Origin of the sequence: Collinsella sp. AM31-2AC, from assembly GCF_003469285.1 — a bacterium.
GTDB lineage: Bacteria > Actinomycetota > Coriobacteriia > Coriobacteriales > Coriobacteriaceae > Collinsella > Collinsella aerofaciens_AT.
In genome coordinates, this window is record NZ_QSJB01000015.1 from 30,265 (window position 1) to 51,461 (window position 21,197).

Sequence of the window (21,197 nt, forward strand, 5' to 3'; positions counted from 1 at the left end):
CATCATGTCCGTTAACCCCGCCAGCGTCACCAACCCGCCCGCGCAGTTTCCCGAGGACTTTGTCTTTGGCGGCGCCACCGCTGCCTACCAGGTAGAAGGCGAGACCCGCACCCACGGAAAGGGCAAGGTCGCCTGGGACGACTTCCTGGAGGCCCAGGGCCGTTTCTCCCCCGACCCCGCCTCCGACTTCTACAACCAGTACCCCGTCGATCTGGAGCTGTGCGAGGAGTTCGGCATCAACGGCATCCGCCTCTCCATCGCCTGGAGCCGTATCTTCCCCGAGGGTACTGGCAAGGTAAACCCCGAGGGCGTGCAGTTCTACCACGATCTCTTTGCCGAGTGCCACAAGCACCACGTTGAGCCGTTTGTCACGCTGCATCACTTTGACACGCCGCTGCCCCTCTTTGAGAAGGGCGACTTCCTCAATCGCGAGACCATCGACGCCTTTGTGGACTTTGCCACCTTCTGCTTTAAGGAATACGCTGACCAGGTGACCTATTGGTTCACCTTTAACGAGATCTGGGCTGACGCCTCCAACACCTACATCGAGGGTACCTTCCCCGGCGGCGTCAAAGCTCATCTGGCCGAGGCCTTCCAGTGCGAGCACAACATGATGCTTGCCCACGCCAAGGCTGTGCTGGCCTTCCACAACGGCGGCTTTAAGGGCAAGATCGGCGTCATTCAGTCGTTGGAGTTCAAGTACCCGCTCAACGAGAACGACCCCGCCGACATCAAGGCCGCCAACAACGAGCACGTGCTGCAAAACCAGTTCCTGCTCGACGCCACCTTCCGCGGGGACTATGCTCCCGACACCCTCGAGTGCGCCAACCGCCTGGCTGCCGTCTCGGGCGGCGCCATCGAGATCCTGGACGATGATCTGGAAATCATGCGCGAGGCTGCGCTCTACAACGATTACCTGGGTGTCAACAACTACCAGTGCCGCTTCCTCAAGGCTTACGACGGCGAGAACGACCTGCACCACAACGGTACGGGCGAGAAGGGCACCGGTCGCTGGCGCGTCAAGGGCATTGGCGAGCATGTGAACAAGCCCGGCATCCCCACCACCGACTGGGACTGGATCATCTATCCCGAGGGTCTGTTCGATCTGCTCGTCTACATTAAGCAGCGCTACCCCAACTACAAGCAGATCTTCATCACCGAGAACGGCATGGGCTACAAGGACCCCTACAAGGACGGTTTTGTGGACGACCAGCCGCGCATCGACTACATCGAGCAGCACCTGCGCTGGCTGCTCAAGGCCATGGAGGTGGGCGTCAACGTGGGCGGCTACTTCCTGTGGAGCCTGCAGGATCAGTTCTCCTGGACCAATGGCTACAACAAGCGTTACGGCTTCTTCTACGTTGACTTTGAAACCCAGAAGCGCACGCCCAAGGCAAGCGCCTACTGGTACAAGCACGTGGCGCAGACCCGTCGTCTGGACTAGCGACTTGCGACTAGCGAGATGCCCCGCTCACACAACCTGCCCCCATTTCTCAGCCGGGGGCGGCACGTCACACGGCGCGCCGCCCCCGGCCTTTTTGTTTTTGAGCGGGTCGGGGTCCGTTTGTCTCAATCTGTAACATCTGACCCGCGGTTTCGGCCCCAACTGTTACAGATCGAGATGAACACACAGGGCAATCCTCTCAGTCTCAATCTGTAACATCTAGCTAAGTTTTTGGGTCCTAGTTGTTACAGATCGAGATGAACACACGAGCCAACCCTCTCAATCTAAATCTGTAACATCTGGCGGGTTATTTCTCCCCCACATGTTACAGATCGAGATGAATAGATTAGACCTAGCCGAAAAATCTCAACCTGTAACACGTAGCCGAGTTTTTCAGTCCTAGCTGTTACAGATCGAGACAAACAGGCCGAGCAAGCTACACCCGTAGGTCTTTCACGCTGGAGCATTCGACCAGCACGCCCGAAACAAGCGTACGGCTTCTGGAGCTCGGGGCTTCTAGGCACGCAACGACCTCGTCGAGCGCACGGACACCCAGTCCGCGGTGACGGAACTTCACCGACATATCCCGAAAACTCGATCCCCGGCTTAGCTTGCGCGCATTATCACAATAAACCCCCAACGATACACGGTCCTGCGGTTCAATGAGCCACAGGACCGCATGCCGTCGATCAGATAAAGATCGTCATATACAGAGGTAGATATATCCTATGCCCTTCAGCCCTGAGCTGTTTTGGGTGAAGAATTATCTCTTCTCCGACTCGTCGTTCGAATCGTCTGCCGAAATCGTCAAGCGAGATTGTTGAATACGATTTGGAAGATTTAACTTCAACAGGAGTGACCCGCGGTTTTCCAGCCGCGTCTTCAAAGCCGCGCGAAACAAGAAAATCAATTTCACGCGTTCTGGGCCGACTCCCCTCTGTTTTGGAAGGCTCCTGCCAGCTGTAATAAAAAAGCGAATGCCCCAGACTCTTAAGCTGCTGCGCCACGATGTTCTCGATTAGCATTCCTTTATTAATTGAAATTCTTCCAAATTGAATGTCTCTATGAACATCCATAAGGTCCGGACCATCATCAAACGCCAAGCTCACGAGCAATCCCGTGTCCGCCATATAGCATTTAAGCGAAGACGCGTCCTCGTGCAGGCGGTAACCCACGCTCGGATCACTGCATAAATAGCAACGGTTAATCAGTCGCGCATCCTCAAGCCAGATTAACGCCGACTCATATGTCTCAAAACGGGACCCCTTCTCCAAGCTGTCAAATTTGAACCGTTTATTTGCCGCAGATAATTGACCCGGAATATCGTCATAAACCGCCCGCGCACGTCTAGCGTCCGAACCTCCAAACTTGGCAATGTCCTCCCTGTACAGTGCGATAATCTGCCGTTTAACCCTGTCGCATCCTCTAAAATCATTCTCTGCCACAAAGGAATCGACCGACTGAGGCATACCGCCGACAAGCATATACTCATCAAACAATCTCATACACGTCGCATGAACACCGTCCGGAAGCGCGTTCCGAGATTCGCTCGCTTTACGGATCTCTTCCGCATAAAGATTTTTTCCGGTCGCCCAAAGATACTCCTCAAAATCGAGGGGCTCGAGAGGGATTCTTTCTTCCTCTGACGGTATGACAATGCTATCGACATTCTTTTTGATGGAGACAAGAGAGCCTGTCTCGATGTAATCAAATCTGCCGTCTTCTACAAGATGCTTTATGTATTCGCGCGCGACGGGAAACCGCTGCACTTCATCAAAAATGACCAACGACTCTCTCGGTTCGAGGGCCTTACCATACTGCAGCTGAAGCATGCGTAAAAAAAGATCGACATCTTCACGATGGTCTAGAAATATATCGAGTGTGGCTTTGCTGGCGGCCGAAAAGTCAATGTACAGATAATCCGTGTATTCATTTTGCGCGAAGCACTTGACGAGTGTCGTTTTGCCGACGCGTCTTGCACCCTCAATAAGCACCGCAGTGCGCCCTTGCGAGCGTTCTTTCCACTCCTTCAGACGATCATATGCCTTCCGTTTAAACATAATCTCACCTCAGCATAATTTACGTGCTAGTTTACAAAAATACCGACCTTCAGATATATCTAATAATACAAAAATACCGAGCTTTAAATGAGCTTATAGCTACAAAAATACCGACCATTGCAATGGTTGAGACATACAGTAATACCGAGCTTTACGCATAACGGATGCTATGCCTCACCGTAAAACAGCTGCAACTCATCGCACAGGGGAACCTGCAATCTGCACGCGCACCTATTATGCGTCGTGATGATGTAAATACTCCGCAATGGCAGGAGCAAAAGTATCTCCCGCAGCACTCGCTAGCAGATAACCTGCGTGTGTTCCTCGATGGCGGCACGATCCTCGGCGGTAATACCCGGCTCGCACACCACGGCATCCAAATTGTCCAGGCGGCAGAAGGTGTAGAAGTCGCGCTTGCCGATCTTGCTGGAGTCGGCGATCAGATAGCGCGAGTCCGCCTTGCTAAAGGCGAGCTGCTGGATACGGCCCTCGTCCATGTTAGACGTGGACACGTCGCCGTCCAAAATGCCGTTGGCGCCGATATAGGCTGCGTCGATTCCCAGCGCGCGCAGGGTGTCCTCGGCCATGGGGCCCACAAAGGCGGCGGTGCGACGGCGATACATGCCGCCCACGAGGCACAGGTCGCAGTCTTCGCGCGCCTCGAGCAGGTTAAACACCGAAAGCGAATTGGTCACAATGCGCAAGCGAAACGCCGGCAGCATCGAGGCCATCTGCTCAACCGTGGTACCCGGGCCCAAAAAGATGGTCGAGCCTTCCTCGATAAGCTCCACAGCACGGCGCGCAATCTGCAGCTTTTCCTCGGCATGCTTAGTGCGCTTTTCGCTGTGCGAATACTCATGGCGCAACATAGCGTGCGGACGGCCCTGTGCACTGCGGGCTCCGCCGTGCACGCGCTCGATCTCGCCTAGGCTCGCAAGTTCTTCGAGGTCGCGGCGAATCGTCATGTCCGAAACGCCCAACGCATCCGAAATCTCTTTGACCGAGACCGTGCCCTGCTCCTCGAGCAGCTGACGAACCTTATCCTGTCGCTCTGCCTTAATCACGATGAATCCTCGCCGTTCTTTGCGCGCATATCATTCAAACAGTAACGAACAAATTGTATCAGACTCGTACGCGTCAAAAATGAACGCCCGCACAGCTCCAATCATCACTTTTTTGAGAAAAATACCCCCAGCTTTAGTGGGGTGTAGTGATAATCTCGCCTGTTCGCGCTAGAGTTTGTCGGAAATACCTCGATGTTAGGAACCAAATGATCACTTCCGAGCTTTTCGGCACCGCGCCGTGCGGCACCCCCGTTCATCGTTACACCCTCAACGGGCCCGAGATCTGCGTTCGCATTATGGACTATGGCGCCACCGTGCTGGGCATCGATGTGCCCGACATTCCCGGCAACGTGCGAGATGTGGTGCTGGGCTTCGATAAGCTCGAGGATTACTTTGACAACCCCGCCTGCTTTGGTGCGACCATCGGCCCCGTGGCAAACCGCACCGCGGGCGCCACGATCACCATCGACGGCACGGACTGGCATATGCCCGCCAACGAGGGCGCCAACAACCTGCACAGCGATCTTGAGCACGGTCTGCATAAGCGCGTGTGGGATGTTGAGCTCGACGAGGTCCATAACGCCGTGCGCATGACCACCTCGCTTAAGGATGGCGAGCTGGGCCTGCCCGGCAACCGCACCTTTACGGCCGTGTTTACCGTGACGCGCACCGGCGTCTTCCGCATCGAATATGGCTGCGAGAGCGACCGCGCCACGTACGTGTCCATGACCAACCACACGTACTTTAACCTTGCCGGCCATAACGCCGGCATGGACTGCGAGCACTTCTTTGTCGCTAACGCCGCCCACTACCTGCCCATCAATGAGCAGAACATTCCCACCGGCCAGATTGCCCCGGTCGAGGGAACACCGTTTGACTTTCGCGAGCTTCGCCCCGTCGCACCCGGCATGGAGGCCGACGACCCGCAGATCAAGCAGGCCCGTGGCTACGATCACTGCCTGTGCATCGATGGCTATCAGTACGGCCGCAACCTGCGCCGCGCGATGCACGTCGAGGAGATGTGGACCGGTCGTGAGATGGACTACTACACCACTGCCCCGGGCGTGCAGCTCTACACCGGCAACTGGCTGGGCGACGAGCACGCCAAGGACGACGCCAACTATGGTTGGGGCGCCGGCTTTGCCCTCGAGGCCGAGATGTACCCCGACACGCCGCACCAGCCGCTATTCCCGCAGGGCATTGTGGGCCCGGGTCACCCCTACAGCAATGTGATCGAGTACCACTTTATGAGGCACTAAGCCCATAACGCAACATATCGCACAGCAGCGCCCGCCGGCACCTCCCCCGACGGGCGCTTTACTACCTAGTCGCCTGCGACGTTCTTAAACGACTAGTCGTTGTGGGCACTCTTTGTCGAATGTGGCCGCCGCATCATCGATGATGCCGTGTCCTCGCGCGCAATGGTGGCGTCCGTCCCGCTTCGACCGTCGCGTTACGGCGCGAGAACATCCAGCGGAACAACTTGGACGCCACGCTCGGTAACATAGGCTTGCGAACCAAACCCGATGATCACGACTTTCGAAACCGGCGGGTTGTTTCCGGCGGCAACCATGCGTTTCTCGACAGCAACAAGGCTGTCAGACGCCTCTTCGATTTGAGCAGAGCTGAGTTTAACTTCGACCGGAATCCACGTTCCGCCGGGAGCCGCAATGACCGCATCGACTTCTAGATCGCGAGAATCATGATAGTGATAGAGGCCCATTCCGTTTGCTCGCGCATAAACCCACAAATCATGAAGCACCAGCGATTCAAAAAGCAGTCCGAGCGTCTTGAAATCTAGCAGTAGTGTCTCCGGGGTCGCCCCGAGTGCGGCGGCCGCCAGCGACGGGTCGGCGAGGTGATGCTTCTTTGAGTCTCTTAAATGCACCGGAGATCTCATTGCAGGGTTCCATGCGGGAATATCGCGAACGAAACTAACCCGAGCAAGAAGAGATATATATGATGCCGCCGTCTGTCTCGACACCTCTCCGCCAAGATCGGCTACGAGCGTCTTGAGTGTCGCCAAAGTGGATTCATTGCGCGCAAGCGATTCGATGACGGCTTTGACCTTCTCAGGGTCGCGGCGAGAGCCATCAACACGAGATAAATCTTCTTCGGCGACTATGCCGATATAGCGTTTGGCCATCGCGGACGCCGCCCGCGCATCGTGTCCGACCGCGGCGGGCCATCCACCGCGAACAACGCACTCGGCAATCGAGGCAGAATCCAGCGACCCGAAAGCTCCATTGAACTTTTCGCCAGAAATAATGCCCGATAGCTTAACCGCACCGCTGGATTTCCCGAGTTCGAAAAGCGTCATGGTGTCCATGCGCAGTTTGGCGAATCTTCCAGCGCCGCTGTGCATCGGGCGTTCGTCGTCTCGCGGTGTTGCCGATCCCGTAAATATGAATTGGCCAGGCTCACCGCCGCGGTTGTCGCACTCAAACCGTGCCGCGTCCCAGAGTTTCGGAACCTCCTGCCACTCGTCAATCAGCCGCGGCACCTCGCCGGAAACGGCAAGAGCCGGATCCGTCTCGGCGCGTAAGCGATTCTCGAAGTTGCGGGACGGGTCCATGAGAAGGAGCCTGGACGCCGCACGGGTCTCGGCCGTGGTCGTCTTTCCACACCATTTCGGTCCTTCGATGAGAACGGCACCGAATATACCCAGCAGCTGGTCGAGCTCATTTTCGACAATTCTAGTGTAGTACTTTTTTGGCATATTTATCACCATTGCTACCAGCGCGTTTAACTTAATTTACAGTTTACATTTAACCAAATTTCGGTTCTGTGATTAACCATATTTACGCAATTCAATTAACGAAACAGATTTAGGAGCCATTTTTGCGAACGGCTTAAGCTGTGGTGCAGTCATTGACGTTCTAAAAGACTAGTCGAAAGGGACACTCTTTTCATAGCTCCGACACATGCGCCAACATGCCTGAAATCGGCGCGCTACAGATTGCGCCCATCTACTACTTTTACTCCCGCACCCCTGACCATACGCCCCTATTTTCAAAAATTGCACGTTCGCTACCTGCAGTTTTAATATTGCGATTTTCATCGTGCTTCGAGGTAAGCGACCAAAAGTAGTAGATGGCCCCAATTCCTGGCCGAGGGTATCTCGCCGCTCCTCCACGGGAAAATACGATCCGTTTTCCTCCGCCCCCAGGTAATCACGCGAGCAGGTTCTCGATGGGATCGGGGTCGGAGCTGGGGAGATAGCGGATTTCCAGCTCTATGCCGAGCTCTTGCAGCTCTTTGAAGGCGGCAACGTCCGCATCGTCTATGGCGACTGCAGGCGTCACGGAACGCTTGCCCTCCCCCGCACGCATATGGCCGACGCTGATCTTGGTGATGGGCACCCCGCCCTTAACCAGAGCCAGCGCGTCGACAGGCGAGGCAACCATAATCAAGATCAATTGGCGCGGCGTTGCGGTATGAATGATGTCGATGGTCCTTTGCACCGAGAAAAACCGCGTCCACACGCCCTCGGGCGCCGCGACCCTCATAGGCGCCCACTTGCGCGAATCAGCCGCAATCTCGTCGTTGACGACCAGGACAAGGTTAGTGCCTGCGACTTCGTTCCACAGCTCAACATCTTGCCCATAGATAAAGCGATCATCGATACGCGTAAGGAGAATCTTGGGCTGGGCCATCGCCGCCTCGTTTCGTTCGGCATCCATACGAACAGGATGCCGGCAGCTGACTCGACAGCAGGTCAAGCACCAAAGAGGCGTCGCAGACATCACGCCTTCAATATTAGTGCATGAAAAGTGAGAAAAGCCGTCAGAACACTTGCGCGGATGTGCGATGTCCCGTATCATAGACAGCCGTTGACGCCTCAGTTGCGTCATCATATGGCCGCCAGCGTAGCTCAGTTGGTAGAGCACCGCTCTCGTAAAGCGGGGGTCACCGGTTCGAGCCCGGTCGCTGGCTCCATTACACAAGATAGCCGCCTTCGGGCGGCTTTTTTGTTGCCGATTTTGAGTGCGTGCGCGCCAATCCAAACATCGCCACGTCAACGGCGGCCCACTCGGTGGACTTCGGGTTTAATGCTTAGGGGCGGGGATTTACCAAAGTGAAATCTTAATGAAAAGAAACCAAGCTGCAACAATTGCCATGGTGAGGGCTCAAATTGGCCATATAGATCTAAAATAGTCTCAATATACAAATGTCGAGAGATATTGGCGATATAGATGAAAAGAACTAAGGGTTTTCTTTTGCTGGTATTGATGCTGCTCGGACTGTTCTGCCTGAGTGGCCCTTCTTGGGCCAAGGCTGCCTGTCCTGAAGGTGAGCCTTAGCAGTCTTATACGGGCAGCCTGCTGATAACTGCTAAGGAGGGCGATGCCGACTCTCAGTCTGGGGTAAATCCCCTTGCCACTTTTGAGGGGGACGGCGGAACGGTCAAGCTTGACCATATTGGTAGCGGGATTTTGAGGTGGCAAGTTCTTCCGGACAAAATTGCGAACGATTCCTTCTCTTTTGCTGGAACGATTTATCTATACAAGGTTGTGAGCGGAAAACAAAAATACGTCGATTGCTATCCGACAAACGGGTCTGGAATTGCATTCACCGGCATTTCGGGGCAGATTGATACACATGTACGAAAGGGAACCTAAGTGGTGCGTTGGGTTGGAGCTGCTGCAGGTCCGATATGGATTGCGGTCTTGCGCCCCGATGTCCAAATAGGTTTCTCTCTCTAGACGGGAAGTTGCTCATGGACGCCATATATGACGGAGATGACTGGGTCGATCATTATACTTGGCGCCTGGTCGGCTCGAACGACAATGGGGATGTGGTGTTTGATGGACTATGTCCAAAGCATCTCCATCCTTTTGTCTCGTCGTTAATTGAGAGTTCCGCTCGTGTTGCCCCCTACAGCTCGGCATCGCTTCATGATACGGACGTTTTGAAGACCATAAGGGAATCAATTGACGATGGCACGATGAGCGGCCCGCTGTTTTCTCGGCTTGTGGGGCTAGATGAGATTGGCTCGAAACGACTGCTTGCGGGCGAAAAAGTGGAACTCACTTATCGGTCGATGATTTCAATCCTGCGGCTAGCCGATGTTCTTCGCAAATAAATGAGGCTTCCCTATTCAAAACAGAAAACCCCGCCAAACGTGATTTCCCTAGGGAAAACCCGTTTGGCGGGGTCCTAGCGTGATTTCCCTAGGGGAATCACGCCATCAGACGAACAGCTCAGCCGAGCAGCTCGCTACTCCTCCCAGTAGGCGTCGGCAAGCAACTTAAAGCAGATCTTCTTGACCGGCTGTGCGCCATCTCCCGGGAACTCGAGCGTGGGCATGTGGGGCTCGCCGGCAACGAACAGCGCGAATTTGTCGTCGGCAAGATCGCCGGCGATCGAGGCGTCGGAATCGACCAGGTCGTAGTCGTCCTTCTCGTCAAACTCCTGGACCAGCGTCAGGCTGCCCGTGGCAACCTTAAAGGCCTCACGACCCTCGACGTCAATCTGCAAGTCGTGATAGCGCTGATGCGTCTCGTAGTGAGCCTCGGCCTCGGGACGCGTCGTGGGAGCCATGACGTTCGCAAAGACCTTGTCGCCCAGAATCGGATGGCTGCCGACCTCGAGCTCCGCCGGGTCGTTCTCCTCGAGCCAGTCGATCAGCACATCGAGACCCTTGAGCATTCCGCGGTATTCCTCGATATCGCCCAATGCACCGTAAATCATCTAAATCCCCTCTCGGATCGTTTATTTGGCAGCTACTCGGTAAATGCATTACCGACGCTGTTGCCACCCACATACGTCTCGACCAGGGTAAGGTCGGGATTGAACACGACAAACTCGGCGTCGCGCCCCAGCATAATGCTACCGCACTTGTCGTCGACATGAGCTAGCAAGCAATGCCGGGGCCGACGCCCAGGCTTTTACAGCTCGGTCACGACAACGCCGTTGTAGACCTCGTCCCAACGGTCCATGACCAGATGGCCGGTCATGGGATCCATGGCATTGAGCTTGCCGCAGGTGTTGGCGGTACGCAGCACCGTCTCGTCATCCGCGCCAGCAGCAATCGCATGCGCGAAGCCGGCAATGGTCGAATCGCCAGAGCCCGTAGCGTTAACGGCGGGGATATCGGGGGTCTTGGCGCGGAATGCACGGCCATTATGGAAGCCCACGGAGCCGGCAGCGCCCATGGACACGACGACCCAGGGGATATCGGAGAAGCGGGCATCAGAGGCGAGCGCGGCGCGGAGCTCGTCCACATCGTCGGTGGTAAAGCTCGTGCCCAGAAGGCCGTTAATCTCGGTCAGGTTAGGCTTGACCAGCTCGGGCTTAATTTCGGACTTAAGGGCGGCCTCGAGCGAAGCACCCGAGGTATCGAGCAGCACCTTGGCGCCGGCGTTCTCGGCAATACCCGTGATCTTGGCGTAGTAGCCCGCCTCGACACCACGGGGCAGCGAACCCGAGATGGTAACGACAGCGGCCTTGCTCGCAAGCTCGGCGAACTTGGCGGTAAAGGCATCGAGCTCCTCGGGGGCAATCGTCGGGCCGCTCTCGAGTAGCTCGGTCTGGTTGCCGGCGTGGAGGATGTTAAGGCAAATGCGAGTCTCGCCCTTGATGGGTACAAAATCATTCTTAATGCCGTTGGCATCCATGAGCTCGGCCATGTAGGCGCCCATGTGGCCGCCGAGTAGACCGGTTGCCACAACGTCGTCGCCCAGCTGACCCAGTACACGGGCCACGTTGAGACCCTTGCCGCCGGCGGTCTTTTCGGGCGTCACACGGTTAACGTCGTCGATAATGAGCTCATCGAGCTGATAGCGTGTATCGACGGACGGGTTCATCGTAACGGTGAGGATCATTTTTAGCTCCTTATCTCGCAGGCTCCTTGTGCCTCGCGATACGAGTCGACAAAACGGAATTACAGAATCTCAATCGTGAACGAGCGAACGACGGTCTCCTTGGGCTTGGCGACAAGGCAGCCACGCTTATGCTCAAGCACGTCGTCCTCATCGGAGCAGGTCGAAAGGCCGCCCCAGGGCTCAACTGCCACAAAATCGCCCTCGGGCTTGCTCCACACAATGAGATATGGGAAGCCCTCAAAGCTCAGGCGGACGCCCTTGTCCTCGCCCTTCTTGGAAAGCGTGACCTGACGGCTCTCGAGCACGTCAAAGATGGTCTCCGCAAAATCGAAGAGCTCGTGCGATAGAGGCAGCGTCTTTCCCACCATGGGGTTCTTGGAGCGGTTGGTCACGTCAATCAAGCCAGTCGAGGGGACGGCAGTGCAAAGCTCCGCCGCCTCGTCCTTCTCGAAGCGTAGCTCGTAGTCCGTATAGGCCTCGCCCTCGTCGAGCGGGCACCTAAAGCCGGGGTGTCCACCGATAAAGAACGGCATGTCCTCGGTGCCCTCGTTGGTCACCTCATAGGAGACGCGCACGGCAGCGTCCTCGAGCGTATAGCGGGCGACGAGCTTAAACGGATACGGATAATCGCTCAGCAGCGCGGCGTTATCCTCCGAAGCCAGGCACATAGCCAACTCGTTCTCGCCTTGGCTCAGCAGCTTCCACTCCTGCTTGCGCGCAAAGCCGTGGCGAGCGAGCTTTACATGATGCCCGGCAAACGTCATGGCGCTACCATCACGCAGGCCTCCGCAAATCGGGAAGCAAATCGGTGCCTGGCCGGACCACACGGCGGGATCACCCTGCCACAGGTACTCGCGACCTCCAGCCTCAATCGAGGTAAACGAGCCGCCGGCCGTGGAGACCTTGATAGAAATCGAATCGTTGGAGAGAGCGTATTCCATTGTCCATCCTTTCGAACAACTGCTTTTTGCTCGCAAGAACCCGTCTCGGCCCTGACCAAAGGACAAACCCGCACGTTCATCGATGCATCCGGTATCCCAGCCATGCAACGGGGTACCATACAGACATTGATGCAATTACAGCTGAAAGGCCTTCTTATGCGAACCATCATCCTTTATGCCTCACGCCACCACGGCAATACGAAAAAGCTCGTGGACGCCATCGTCGAGGCGCACCCCGAAATCGATACCCTCGACGTCAAGGCGCTCGGCAAAAACGAGTATCCCAACCTGCACGAATATCATCTGATCGGTGTCGCCACGGGCATCTATTACTCCGAGATCGACAAGGACATGGCACGCGTGCTCACGAACGTGCTGCAGCCGCAGGACAAGGTGTTTGGCCTTATGACCTACGGTGGCAAAAACAAGTGGTACGGCAAGGATATCGATGGCATCTGCCGCATGAGGCAGGCCATCTTTATGGGCGTCTACGGCTGCCCCGGCTTTGATACGTGGGGGCCGTTCAAACTCACCGGCGGTGTCCAAAAGGGGCACCCGAACGCTGAGGAAATTAAGGGCGCCGTCGACTTCTTCGACAAGATCGAAGACGAGTATGGCGACATCATCGTCGAAGAGTACGCCAAGCGCGAGAAGCGCCTAGCATACGAGAAGGAGCATCCTGCAGGAGGCCTGGTGGCCGGCGTTAAGCGTACGGCAAAGAAAACCGCTAGCAAGCTGTAACTGTAAAGGTGCTTTTGAGCGTTTAACCCGTACGGCGGGTCCGAGCAGATTCGGGCCCGCCGTCTTTTTCTTTCGTTACTCGGTAAAGGCGTTGCCGACGCTCTGGCCGCCAACATACGTCTCGACGAGGGTGAGCTCATGGTCGAACACGACAAAGTCGGCGTCGCGACCCGGCATGATGCTGCCGCACTTATCCTCGATGTGCGCGGAGCGTGCCGGCACCTCGGTTGCCATGCGAATGGCGATATCGGCGCTGGCGATGCCCCAGTCGACGATGTTCTTGACGCCCTGGGCAAGCGTGAGCACCGAACCGGCAATGCTCTTGCCATCGGCGAGCCAGCACAGGTTGTCCTTCATGATGACGTCCATGCCGCCGCTGGTGTAGCTGCCCTCGGGCATGCCGCCGCAGCCCAGGCAGTCGGTGATGAGTACCGTGTGCTGCCAGCCCTTGGCCTGCAGCAGCGCCTTGATGGCGGCAGGGTTTACGTGCTTGCCGTCACAGATGATCTCGGCGTAGGTCTCGGACGTGGACATAGCAGCACCCACGACACCGGGCTCACGGTGATGCAGCCCGCGCTGGCCGTTATAGGTATGCGTAAAGCAGCTGGCACCGGCGTTGATGGCGGCGATGCACTCATCGTAGGTGGCGTCGGAGTGACCGATGCTGGTCACCACACCCTTGGCGTTCAGAGCAGCCGCATAAGCAGCGGCACCGTCGCGCTCGGCCGCCATGGCGCTCTTAACGATGCGACCGCCCGCAGCCTCCTGCCACTGATCAAAGACCTCCTCGGAGGGATCGATAAGATAAGCGGGGTTCTGCGCGCCCACGTGCTTCATGGTAAAGAAGGGGCCCTCCAGGTAGATGCCCTGAATGCGAGCACCGCAGAAGTCGGGGCCGCGACCCTCGTCCGCCTGAGCGATGGCGGCGCAGGCGTCCTTGATCTGCTCGACGCCATCGGTGAACGTCGTGGGTAGCCAGCTGGTGGTACCGCGACGGGCGAGCTCAGTCGAGCTGATATCGATACCCTCGGGGTCGTTATCGGTAGTTGAGTGGTTGTAGAAGCCATGGATGTGGGTATCGACCATACCCGGTGCGATCCACGATCCCGTGTAGTCCTTGATCTCGCAAGAGGGCTCGTCGGCCTGCCAGGCGCCAAAGACGCCATCCTCGACCATAAGATAGCCGCCCAGCTGCGGACCTGCCGGCAAGAAGAACTTGTCAGCCTTAATTGCGTACGTGCTCATATGCACTCCTTGCTTCTAAAGCAGTTGACTGTGGTGATGCTTATACCCGGTCCAAGTGAAAACAAAAAGCGCCCGCCCGCCGTTATGAGCGGACGGGCGCCCTTACAGGGGGGACGCGATTAAGCGGTGAAGGGGTGAATCGTCACGCCCTTAACCACGCGGTTGACCGTGCCGGTGGGGCTCGGCGTATCGGGCGTGTTGCCCACGCGCACGGAGTTGAGCAGGCTGATGGCCTGGGCAAACATCACGAACGGCAGGGCAAGGTAGCCCTCGGGGAGTGCCTCATAGCCCTTAAAGGTGAAGGACTCGCCCTCGTAGACGGTAGCGCCATCCTGCTGAACGGCAACGGTGTGCTGAGCGATCTCGTCGCCACCGATCTCGTTGAGGATGTCGATATCGTACTGACGGGTGTAGGCATCGTTGTTGACGAACACGAACACGAGGGTCTTGTCGTCGACGAAGGACTTGGGTCCGTGACGATAACCCATAGAGGTGTCGTAGGAAGTAGCGACCAGACCGTGAGCGAGCTCGAGGATCTTGAGCTGGCTCTCCTGGGCAAGGCCACCGAAGGAGCCGGAACCCAAGTAGGTCACGCGGTTGAAGTCGCCAGCCAGGTAATCGGCAACCTCGGACTCGCGAGCGATGACCTCCTCGCCCATCTTGGCGATGGTCTCGACCCACTCGGCCTTCTGCTCGTCGGAAGCCTCGTCAAAGATGAGGGTAGAGAGCAGGGTCATGCAGGTGTAGGAACCGGTCATGGCGAAGCCCTTGTCGTTGGCGCGCGGGATGAGCAGCGTCAGCGCATTGGGGTCATCAGCGGACTCGACAGCGAGCTTGCCCTCGGGAGCGCAGGTGATGTTGAGGAACTTGACGTTGTGGACGAGCTCCTTGGCAACGGCGACGGCGGCAAGGCTCTCGGGGCTGTTGCCAGAGCGGGCAAAGGAAACCACGAGCGTGGAATCCTCGGCGCGCAGGAAGTCGCGCGGGGCGCTCACGATATCGGTCGTGGCGATGGGCTTAAAGTCGTAGAGATCAGTGTTGCCAGCGTGACGCAGGTACGGGGCGCAGGTATCGCCAACATAGTCGGACGTACCGGCACCGGTGAAGACAACGGACAGACGGCCCTCGCCCATAGCGCGAGCCTCAGCCAGAAAGGCCTCGATGGCCTCCTTGTTCTCGCGATAGATGTTGAGCGTATCACGCCAAAGCTCGGGCTGCTGAGCAATCTCGGCCGTGGTGATCTGGGCGCCGAGCTCGGTGAGCTCCTCGACACTCTTCTCGAACATTTCTAATACCTCTCTCTAGAAGTAATCCTCTGACGTGCAATTATACACTTCAGTTGGTTATCTGGTAGTAACCAGTTGACTGCAAAGAATCAACACAACGAAACAAGTGCATCATTAATCGTTGCGCTGGTGATAAACCTTGTACTTAAACTGGTCGGCACGAGCAACCGAGAGCGTATACTCCACAACCTCGTTTGACTCGTTATACGTAGTCCTGACCAAATCGAGCACTGGCGAGCCCTCGACGATTCCCAAAAGGTGAGCGTCGGTGGGACGGGCTATGCTCGCATAGAACTCCTCTTCGGCCACGCGTATCTTTTGTTGGAAATCTTGCTCAATCACATCGTAGAGCGGTTTACGCTCCAAGAGCGGACGCTTGAGCGACAAGAACTTACGCACCGGCAGATAGCTGCGCTCGACCATCATGGGCATGTTGTCGGCGGAACGAAGGCGCTTGAGCTTAAAGATACGGTCGCCGATGCGGCACCCCATATGCTCGGCCAGATTCTTATCGGCCTCCATCTCGCAAAAATCGAGAATCGTGGTCTCTGGTTCGCGACCCATCGCACGCATCTGCTCGGTAAAGCTGTAGGACTGCGTAAGATTGGTTACCTTTGCCGAACGGTCGGTCACAAAGGTGCCGCGACCGTGCTGCCGAACCACCAGCCCCAAGCGTTCCAACTCCTGCAGGGCCAGGCGCACTGTGGTGCGCGAGAGACCATAGCGCTCCGATAATTCGCGCTCGGAAGGAATCATGTCACCGGCATGATATTCATGGTCAATCTTTTCGGTCAGAATATCGACCAGCTGATCGTATAGGGGCTGTTTGCGCGCTCCGATCGTCATTCTATCCTCCCTTTTTGCTCGAACTCGGCTAACTACCTTGGGTGTTAAGCATTATCTGTCCGCAACACCCGAATCATTAAGAAAACAAAAGCCGCGCGCTCTTTCGAGCACGCGGCTTTTAACATACACATGGCTTAAGGGGTCGGGGTGTGAGCCGCGTAGGGACACACCCCTCAAGCTAGAGCCTTACCAGATGCTCGGCCAGAGACCAAGCGGGCCAGCGCCCAGGATGCCCAGGACGAAGAGCAGGAGAATGCCCTTGGTCGGGGTCCAGCTGTGCTTAGCGAACATGTAGTAAAGCAGCAGCGTAAGCATAAGCGGGACGAGCTTCGGGACGATGGTGTTGAGGGTGTCGGCAACGGAGAAGTTGACCGGATCCTCGGTGACGGTACCGTAGGTAACGGACGCCATGCCGTTGCCCAGATCGGTGACGCCGCACTCGACAGCGTTGCCGTCGGCATCGGAAGCGGTAAGAGCGTTACCGTCGGCATCGGTCATGGCCATGGTGCCAGCCTCAGCGGTCTCGGTATCAATACCCTCCAGGCCGGTGAAGTTCTCGGCCTCCTCCTCGGAGACGACAACCGTGTGGGCAGCAATGCCGCGGGTGGTGCCGTTGGGGATCTGGAGGTTGATCTGGGTGCCACCCATGGTGACGACCAGGCAACCGACGACGAAGACGCCCATGATGGAAGCGGCACGCGTAAAGGCCTGCATGTTGGCGGTCAGAGCGTCAATAGCGCTGGTGCCAAGCTTGTAGGACCAGTTCATGAGCCAGAAGCGCAGAGCGAACTGGACGACGTTGAAGATCACCAGGAAGATCAGCGGCGCAGCGGCGTTACCGTTGATAGCCATGTTGGAGGTGATGCCGGCCGTGATAGGCACGAGCGTCAGCCAGAACAGGGCGTCACCGATACCACCGAGCGGGCCCATTGCGGCGACGCGGACGGCGCGGATCGTGGGGATGTCAACCTTGTTCTGCTCGAGCGAAAGCACGATACCCATAACAAAGGTGACGAGGAACGGGTGAGTGTTGAAGAACTCCAGGTTGTGGCTCATGGAAGCCGCGAGGTCGTTCTTGTTGGTGTGGATCTTCTCCAGACCGGGGATGATGGAGTAGAGCCAGCCAGCGGCCTGCATACGCTCGTAGTTGAACGAGGCCTGCAGGAAGCAGGAGCGCCAAGCCATCTTGTTGAGGGTCTTCTGGTCGAGCTGCGGAGCAGGAGTGAGATCCTCGTAGTGCTCCGGGATCACATACTCATTAGATGCCATCTTCGAAGTCACCTCCGTCAGAAACAGCTGCACCCTTCAGCTCGGTCTGCTGCTGGAAGTCCCAGAAGGCGATGCCGAAGCCGATGAGAGCGAGGATGAGCAGAGCAGGGGTTGCCAGAGAATCGTTGGCAACGGTGATGAGCGCGAGGCCAAAGCCCATGAGGAAGAAGCCCCACATATCGCGGTTCATCATAACCTTGAGCAGGACGGCGAAGCCGACGAAGCGCATCATGCCGCCTGCAGCGGAGAGACCGGTCTGCAGCCAATCCGGAATGGCGGCGGCGATGGTCGCACCGATGGTGGCGCCAGCGATGAAGAACAGCGTGACGACGATAGCGAAGATCAGGCCGAGCAGGGTCATGGCGAAGTAGTTCAGGCGCTCGATGCCCTTGGTGTCCGCGTTGTGAGCCATGTTATCGGCCGAGGACATAAGCGGGGACATAAGCGTGAAGACCAGGGTAACACCAAGCTGGCCAAGCAGAGCGAACGGAATGGCGAGGCCGACTGCCGCGTTGGGCTCGAGCTTCGTAGCGATAGCGAGAATGGCTGCCATGATGCCGCCGATGACGGCGTTAGGCGGCTGAGCGCCTCCGATCGGCATGTTGCCGATCGTCATGAGCTGATAAGTACCACCCACGAGAAGACCGGTGTTGAGGTCGCCAAGGATAAGACCGATGACGGCGCCGGTGACGATGGGCTGATAGAGAGACTCGAGGAAGTTGAACTGGTCGATTGCCGCGATGAACGTAACAACGAAGACCAGTGCGACCTGAATGATCGAGAATTCCATCTTGCTCCTCCTTTCAAAATGTATGTACGCACTTTTGGTTCACGTACAGAATGTCAGGGTTTCACTCCTGACAACGTGGATCACGAGGATTACGAGAAGAGCTTGCTCGTATCCTCAACAGGCGTGCTCGGAACGCGCCTGATCTCCAACTCCACCCCCAATTCCTGCAGCTCTTTAAACGCAGCGACATCCTCGTCGTTAACTGCGACGGAGGTGGCGACTTGGCGCTTTCCTTCCGACATGTGCATGTTGCCGATGTTTACCTTCTTTATAGGCACACCGCCCTTGACGAGCGTAAGCACGTCTTCCGGTGTTTCGGCCACGATGAAGATCTTCTGGCGCGGGCTCGCCTTGCCAATGACGTCGATGGTCTTCTGCAGGGAGAAGAAACGCGTAGCGACGCCGGCGGGAGCGGCCATCTTCATGAGGTTCTGACGCATGGTGTTGGTCGACACATCGTCGTTGGCGACGAGGATGAGGTTGGAGCCCAGGGTGGAGTTCCACTGGGTTGCGACCTGACCATGAACCAGTCGGTTATCGATGCGGGTAAGAAGAATGTTGGGTTCTGCCATGTTGATCAGCTTCCTTTCGTTGATTGCTGACGACAGTTACTTAATCTCCTGAATCGCGTAACGCGAAACATCTACGACGGCACCGGATCGGACTTTAATCTGGACCTTCTCGCCTTCGATGCCCTTGACGGTTCCGTAGATACCGCCGGCGAAAAGAACCTCCTGACCCGGCTTGAGCTCGGTGTGTAGCTCTTTGAAGTACTTCTGTTTCTTCTTCATGTTGATTTGCGACCAGATGGTGTAAATCAAGCCCATGATGACAAGCAGGCCTAAAAGAGCAACCGAGGAGCTCAGGACGCTGGCTCCGAAATCGGCCATTAGATGCCGTCCTCGTCGCCGAAGATATCCTCATCCTCGGAGCTGGCAACGGATGCGACCGTCTGGGCGGTGACGCCCGTCTGGCCAACGGTCACGGCCTGCTCGCCAAGCTCGGCGAGCGTGGCATTGCCGCGGAGGAACAGAAGCTCAATAACCATGGGAAGGTTAGTGCCTGTCAGAATCTCAACGTTGTCGACATCCTGGGCAATCATCATTGCCTGGTTGAACGGGGTGCCGCCAAGCAGGTCGGTAAAGACGAGCACGCCATCGCACTCCTCGCGCATGGCGGTAATAGCGGCGCGGAGATCCTCACCGTAGGAAGCAGCCTGGTCGCCCTCGAAAGGAACGACGGTAAAAGCGGGTTGGTCGCCGGCAACCATAGCGATAGCGCTTGCAAGGCCGGGTGCGAACTGTCCATGACCGGTAAGAATAAAGCCAACCATTCAAATTTCCCTTCCGAAGGTGTGTACGATCTGAGTCCGATGATGTTCGGAAGCCAGCGGGCGAGTGCCCTTAAAGCTTCTTGGAAAGCGTTCTTTAAAGACCAGTGGTTTCTTAACTGGTAGTAACCACGTGACGTGTTGTTGTCACTATATCACCACAGAAGAGGTTGCTTTCGTTGATTCATACAGTAAAACGTTTTTGCACCGTTCACGGTGAAAAATCGACCGTTTACCGCTCATTAACACTTCTACCTGCGGTTTTGAAACCGTTTCGAAATGATTTGACGAAAGATTGGAACTTTTTTTGTGTCTAAACAACGCAGGGTGGCTAAAAATGGCGTGTAGAAAAATTGCAGGTCATTGTGAAGATTTGTGAATTGGTCTTTTTGACTTAATACCAGTAAGAACCAGTTTCGATATTATCGGTGAACGGTAGTTTTCGACCGTTCACCGGTTATTTGCAATCGTTTACGGCCGTTTTCCCGGATGAATTAGGGAGACCCGATGAAGCACTTGCGCGGTTGCAGGATATTTAGATACTCGTCCATCCCCCACGTGCCAAACTCTCACTCCCTAAATATGCCACAAGCTCTCGCTATTCGTCTCACAAACATTACTTACTCTTACTCTAATCTGTAATTGTTTATCGTTTATCATTAAGTATGATATAAGATACAAGTATCATCCAAGACATTGGTTGGAGGAGCTATGATCCGCTGGAACGTATCCAAATCGAATGAAGCCATCGACCGTGAACAGGCAATAGCCAAACTGAGGAAGCTCACTCGCTACTGCAAATGGGGCACAATCTGCACCATCGTGGCGCTCGCTCTGGGACTCCTCGCAGTCATTGCAATCTACGATCTACTCATATTGCCTAGCCTCTCCCAAGGGTTCTGTCTCCAATCCGTAGAGCTTGAGGCTAGCGAAGGGCCAATTCTCGCTCTCGTCGGCACCAATGAACAGACTCCTCTTATGCTTGTCGCGCACGACGGTCATACTGCCATAGGGAGCGGCATGATGGCATGCCTCGCGCTTGCCATCGCGCTAAGCGCATACAGGTTTTTCTCCGCCATTGAAAAGGCGGGCAGGCCCTTTGACCTCGAATGCATTCGCATACTACGTCAAATAGGACATTTGTTCCTTATCGGCGGCGCCGCCGTGAAACTTTTTGGTGCCATAGTCACAGGGCTGATACTCTCAGGATTTGGCGGCAGCTTTACGGATGCACTTGGCGGGCAGCATCTCGACCTCTCTATGCTCTTTGCAGGCCTAATTATTAGCCTGATTGCTAGCATCTTCCAGTACGGGTGTATCCTGCAAAAACAAGATGACGAGTTGCTCTAGGGGG

General features: G+C 56.3%; 21 protein-coding genes and 1 tRNA gene. 6 read left to right on the plus strand and 16 right to left on the minus strand.

Annotated features, from left to right (window positions below):
- Positions 1–4 precede the first annotated feature (4 nt).
- Complete coding sequence (gene lacG, locus DW796_RS07990; protein ID WP_118094787.1) at positions 5–1,444, plus strand: 6-phospho-beta-galactosidase; 1,440 nt, start codon at positions 5–7, stop codon at positions 1,442–1,444.
- 436 nt (positions 1,445–1,880) lie between these two features.
- On the opposite strand, the gene DW796_RS10445 is transcribed toward lacG, so the two are convergent.
- The 3 genes from DW796_RS10445 to DW796_RS08000 form a co-directional block, all read right to left on the minus strand.
- Entirely contained in the window at positions 1,881–2,027 is a 147-nt protein-coding gene (locus DW796_RS10445; protein ID WP_158567714.1) for a hypothetical protein, read from the minus strand.
- Between the two features lie 106 nt (positions 2,028–2,133).
- Positions 2,134–3,504 (minus strand): ATP-binding protein, encoded by a 1,371-nt coding sequence (locus DW796_RS07995; RefSeq protein ID WP_118094788.1) that lies wholly within the window; start codon positions 3,502–3,504, stop codon positions 2,134–2,136.
- A gap of 299 nt (positions 3,505–3,803) precedes the next feature.
- Positions 3,804–4,568, minus strand: coding sequence for a DeoR/GlpR family DNA-binding transcription regulator (locus tag DW796_RS08000; protein WP_233539708.1), 765 nt, complete (start codon positions 4,566–4,568; stop codon positions 3,804–3,806).
- Between the two features lie 206 nt (positions 4,569–4,774).
- Between DW796_RS08000 and DW796_RS08005 the strand changes: the two genes are divergently transcribed.
- Entirely contained in the window at positions 4,775–5,827 is a 1,053-nt protein-coding gene (locus DW796_RS08005; protein WP_118094789.1) for an aldose epimerase family protein, read from the plus strand.
- Positions 5,828–6,021: 194 nt separating this feature from the next.
- Here the strand turns inward: DW796_RS08005 and DW796_RS08010 are convergent, their stop codons facing one another.
- Together DW796_RS08010 and DW796_RS08015 are read right to left on the minus strand one after the other, a co-directional pair.
- Entirely contained in the window at positions 6,022–7,287 is a 1,266-nt protein-coding gene (locus DW796_RS08010) for an ATP-binding protein (protein WP_158564966.1), read from the minus strand.
- 454 nt (positions 7,288–7,741) lie between these two features.
- The gene (locus DW796_RS08015; RefSeq protein WP_158567715.1) at positions 7,742–8,224 is read right to left on the minus strand and encodes a PTS sugar transporter subunit IIB; all 483 of its coding nucleotides are present in this window, start codon (positions 8,222–8,224) and stop codon (positions 7,742–7,744) included.
- A gap of 207 nt (positions 8,225–8,431) precedes the next feature.
- Here DW796_RS08015 and DW796_RS08020 point away from each other — a divergent pair.
- A tRNA-Thr gene (locus tag DW796_RS08020) sits at positions 8,432–8,507 on the plus strand.
- 781 nt (positions 8,508–9,288) lie between these two features.
- Positions 9,289–9,654: a hypothetical protein gene (locus tag DW796_RS08025; RefSeq protein WP_117564756.1), complete on the plus strand. Its 366-nt coding sequence runs from the start codon at positions 9,289–9,291 to the stop codon at positions 9,652–9,654.
- Between the two features lie 134 nt (positions 9,655–9,788).
- Here DW796_RS08025 and DW796_RS08030 read toward each other — a convergent pair whose 3' ends face one another.
- From DW796_RS08030 to DW796_RS08045, 3 genes are all read right to left on the minus strand, one after another.
- Positions 9,789–10,262, minus strand: coding sequence for a YhcH/YjgK/YiaL family protein (locus tag DW796_RS08030; RefSeq protein WP_117778978.1), 474 nt, complete (start codon positions 10,260–10,262; stop codon positions 9,789–9,791).
- Positions 10,263–10,459: 197 nt separating this feature from the next.
- Positions 10,460–11,395 carry a hexose kinase gene (locus DW796_RS08040; RefSeq protein WP_117648435.1) on the minus strand — a complete coding sequence of 312 codons (936 nt, stop codon included), beginning with the start codon at positions 11,393–11,395 and terminating at the stop codon, positions 10,460–10,462.
- A gap of 59 nt (positions 11,396–11,454) precedes the next feature.
- Positions 11,455–12,336, minus strand: a complete 882-nt coding sequence (locus tag DW796_RS08045) for an aldose 1-epimerase family protein (protein ID WP_118094791.1) — start codon at positions 12,334–12,336, stop codon at positions 11,455–11,457.
- A gap of 156 nt (positions 12,337–12,492) precedes the next feature.
- On the opposite strand from DW796_RS08045, the gene DW796_RS08050 reads away from it, so the two are divergent.
- A complete protein-coding gene (locus tag DW796_RS08050; protein ID WP_233539709.1) occupies positions 12,493–13,077 on the plus strand; it encodes a flavodoxin domain-containing protein in 585 nt (194 codons plus the stop codon).
- Positions 13,078–13,152: 75 nt separating this feature from the next.
- Here the strand turns inward: DW796_RS08050 and nagA are convergent, their stop codons facing one another.
- The 8 genes from nagA to DW796_RS08090 form a co-directional block, all read right to left on the minus strand.
- Positions 13,153–14,322, minus strand: coding sequence for an N-acetylglucosamine-6-phosphate deacetylase (nagA, locus tag DW796_RS08055; protein ID WP_117646248.1), 1,170 nt, complete (start codon positions 14,320–14,322; stop codon positions 13,153–13,155).
- Positions 14,323–14,441: 119 nt separating this feature from the next.
- Positions 14,442–15,608 carry an SIS domain-containing protein gene (locus DW796_RS08060; RefSeq protein WP_118094793.1) on the minus strand — a complete coding sequence of 389 codons (1,167 nt, stop codon included), beginning with the start codon at positions 15,606–15,608 and terminating at the stop codon, positions 14,442–14,444.
- A gap of 114 nt (positions 15,609–15,722) precedes the next feature.
- On the minus strand, positions 15,723–16,454 hold the full coding sequence (locus tag DW796_RS08065) for a GntR family transcriptional regulator (protein ID WP_117802812.1): 732 nt from the start codon (positions 16,452–16,454) through the stop codon (positions 15,723–15,725).
- A 186-nt stretch (positions 16,455–16,640) separates the two neighbouring features.
- Complete coding sequence (locus tag DW796_RS08070) at positions 16,641–17,723, minus strand: PTS system mannose/fructose/sorbose family transporter subunit IID (protein ID WP_117716287.1); 1,083 nt, start codon at positions 17,721–17,723, stop codon at positions 16,641–16,643.
- Positions 17,713–18,513 carry a PTS sugar transporter subunit IIC gene (locus DW796_RS08075; RefSeq protein ID WP_117648359.1) on the minus strand — a complete coding sequence of 267 codons (801 nt, stop codon included), beginning with the start codon at positions 18,511–18,513 and terminating at the stop codon, positions 17,713–17,715. The genes DW796_RS08070 and DW796_RS08075 overlap by 11 nt, the downstream gene beginning before the upstream one ends.
- Positions 18,514–18,602: 89 nt before the next feature.
- On the minus strand, positions 18,603–19,085 hold the full coding sequence (agaV, locus tag DW796_RS08080; protein ID WP_089572404.1) for a PTS N-acetylgalactosamine transporter subunit IIB: 483 nt from the start codon (positions 19,083–19,085) through the stop codon (positions 18,603–18,605).
- 36 nt (positions 19,086–19,121) lie between these two features.
- Positions 19,122–19,403 carry a preprotein translocase subunit YajC gene (gene yajC, locus DW796_RS08085; protein ID WP_117583566.1) on the minus strand — a complete coding sequence of 94 codons (282 nt, stop codon included), beginning with the start codon at positions 19,401–19,403 and terminating at the stop codon, positions 19,122–19,124.
- A complete protein-coding gene (locus tag DW796_RS08090; protein ID WP_117802811.1) occupies positions 19,403–19,846 on the minus strand; it encodes a PTS sugar transporter subunit IIA in 444 nt (147 codons plus the stop codon). The genes yajC and DW796_RS08090 overlap by 1 nt, the downstream gene beginning before the upstream one ends.
- A 708-nt stretch (positions 19,847–20,554) precedes the next feature.
- Here DW796_RS08090 and DW796_RS08095 point away from each other — a divergent pair.
- Positions 20,555–21,193, plus strand: a complete 639-nt coding sequence (locus DW796_RS08095) for a DUF2975 domain-containing protein (RefSeq protein ID WP_117637056.1) — start codon at positions 20,555–20,557, stop codon at positions 21,191–21,193.
- Positions 21,194–21,197: the final 4 nt, after the last annotated feature.

Excerpts from the sequence above, each read along its gene's own strand:
- DW796_RS07995 (WP_118094788.1), bottom strand. The coding sequence starts at position 3,504 with ATGTTTAAACGGAAGGCATATGATCGTCTGAAGGAGTGGAAAGAACGC.
- DW796_RS08075 (WP_117648359.1), bottom strand. The coding sequence starts at position 18,513 with ATGGAATTCTCGATCATTCAGGTCGCACTGGTCTTCGTTGTTACGTTC.
- lacG (WP_118094787.1), top strand. The coding sequence starts at position 5 with ATGTCCGTTAACCCCGCCAGCGTCACCAACCCGCCCGCGCAGTTTCCC.
- DW796_RS08095 (WP_117637056.1), top strand. The coding sequence starts at position 20,555 with ATGATCCGCTGGAACGTATCCAAATCGAATGAAGCCATCGACCGTGAA.
- DW796_RS08090 (WP_117802811.1), bottom strand. The coding sequence starts at position 19,846 with ATGGTTGGCTTTATTCTTACCGGTCATGGACAGTTCGCACCCGGCCTT.
- DW796_RS10445 (WP_158567714.1), bottom strand. The coding sequence starts at position 2,027 with ATGTCGGTGAAGTTCCGTCACCGCGGACTGGGTGTCCGTGCGCTCGAC.
- DW796_RS08045 (WP_118094791.1), bottom strand. The coding sequence starts at position 12,336 with ATGGAATACGCTCTCTCCAACGATTCGATTTCTATCAAGGTCTCCACG.
- DW796_RS08025 (WP_117564756.1), top strand. The coding sequence starts at position 9,289 with ATGGACGCCATATATGACGGAGATGACTGGGTCGATCATTATACTTGG.
- DW796_RS08030 (WP_117778978.1), bottom strand. The coding sequence starts at position 10,262 with ATGATTTACGGTGCATTGGGCGATATCGAGGAATACCGCGGAATGCTC.
- DW796_RS08060 (WP_118094793.1), bottom strand. The coding sequence starts at position 15,608 with ATGTTCGAGAAGAGTGTCGAGGAGCTCACCGAGCTCGGCGCCCAGATC.
- agaV (WP_089572404.1), bottom strand. The coding sequence starts at position 19,085 with ATGGCAGAACCCAACATTCTTCTTACCCGCATCGATAACCGACTGGTT.
- DW796_RS08010 (WP_158564966.1), bottom strand. The coding sequence starts at position 7,287 with ATGCCAAAAAAGTACTACACTAGAATTGTCGAAAATGAGCTCGACCAG.
- DW796_RS08005 (WP_118094789.1), top strand. The coding sequence starts at position 4,775 with ATGATCACTTCCGAGCTTTTCGGCACCGCGCCGTGCGGCACCCCCGTT.
- yajC (WP_117583566.1), bottom strand. The coding sequence starts at position 19,403 with ATGGCCGATTTCGGAGCCAGCGTCCTGAGCTCCTCGGTTGCTCTTTTA.
- DW796_RS08040 (WP_117648435.1), bottom strand. The coding sequence starts at position 11,395 with ATGATCCTCACCGTTACGATGAACCCGTCCGTCGATACACGCTATCAG.
- nagA (WP_117646248.1), bottom strand. The coding sequence starts at position 14,322 with ATGAGCACGTACGCAATTAAGGCTGACAAGTTCTTCTTGCCGGCAGGT.
- DW796_RS08070 (WP_117716287.1), bottom strand. The coding sequence starts at position 17,723 with ATGGCATCTAATGAGTATGTGATCCCGGAGCACTACGAGGATCTCACT.
- DW796_RS08015 (WP_158567715.1), bottom strand. The coding sequence starts at position 8,224 with ATGGCCCAGCCCAAGATTCTCCTTACGCGTATCGATGATCGCTTTATC.
- DW796_RS08050 (WP_233539709.1), top strand. The coding sequence starts at position 12,493 with ATGCGAACCATCATCCTTTATGCCTCACGCCACCACGGCAATACGAAA.
- DW796_RS08065 (WP_117802812.1), bottom strand. The coding sequence starts at position 16,454 with ATGACGATCGGAGCGCGCAAACAGCCCCTATACGATCAGCTGGTCGAT.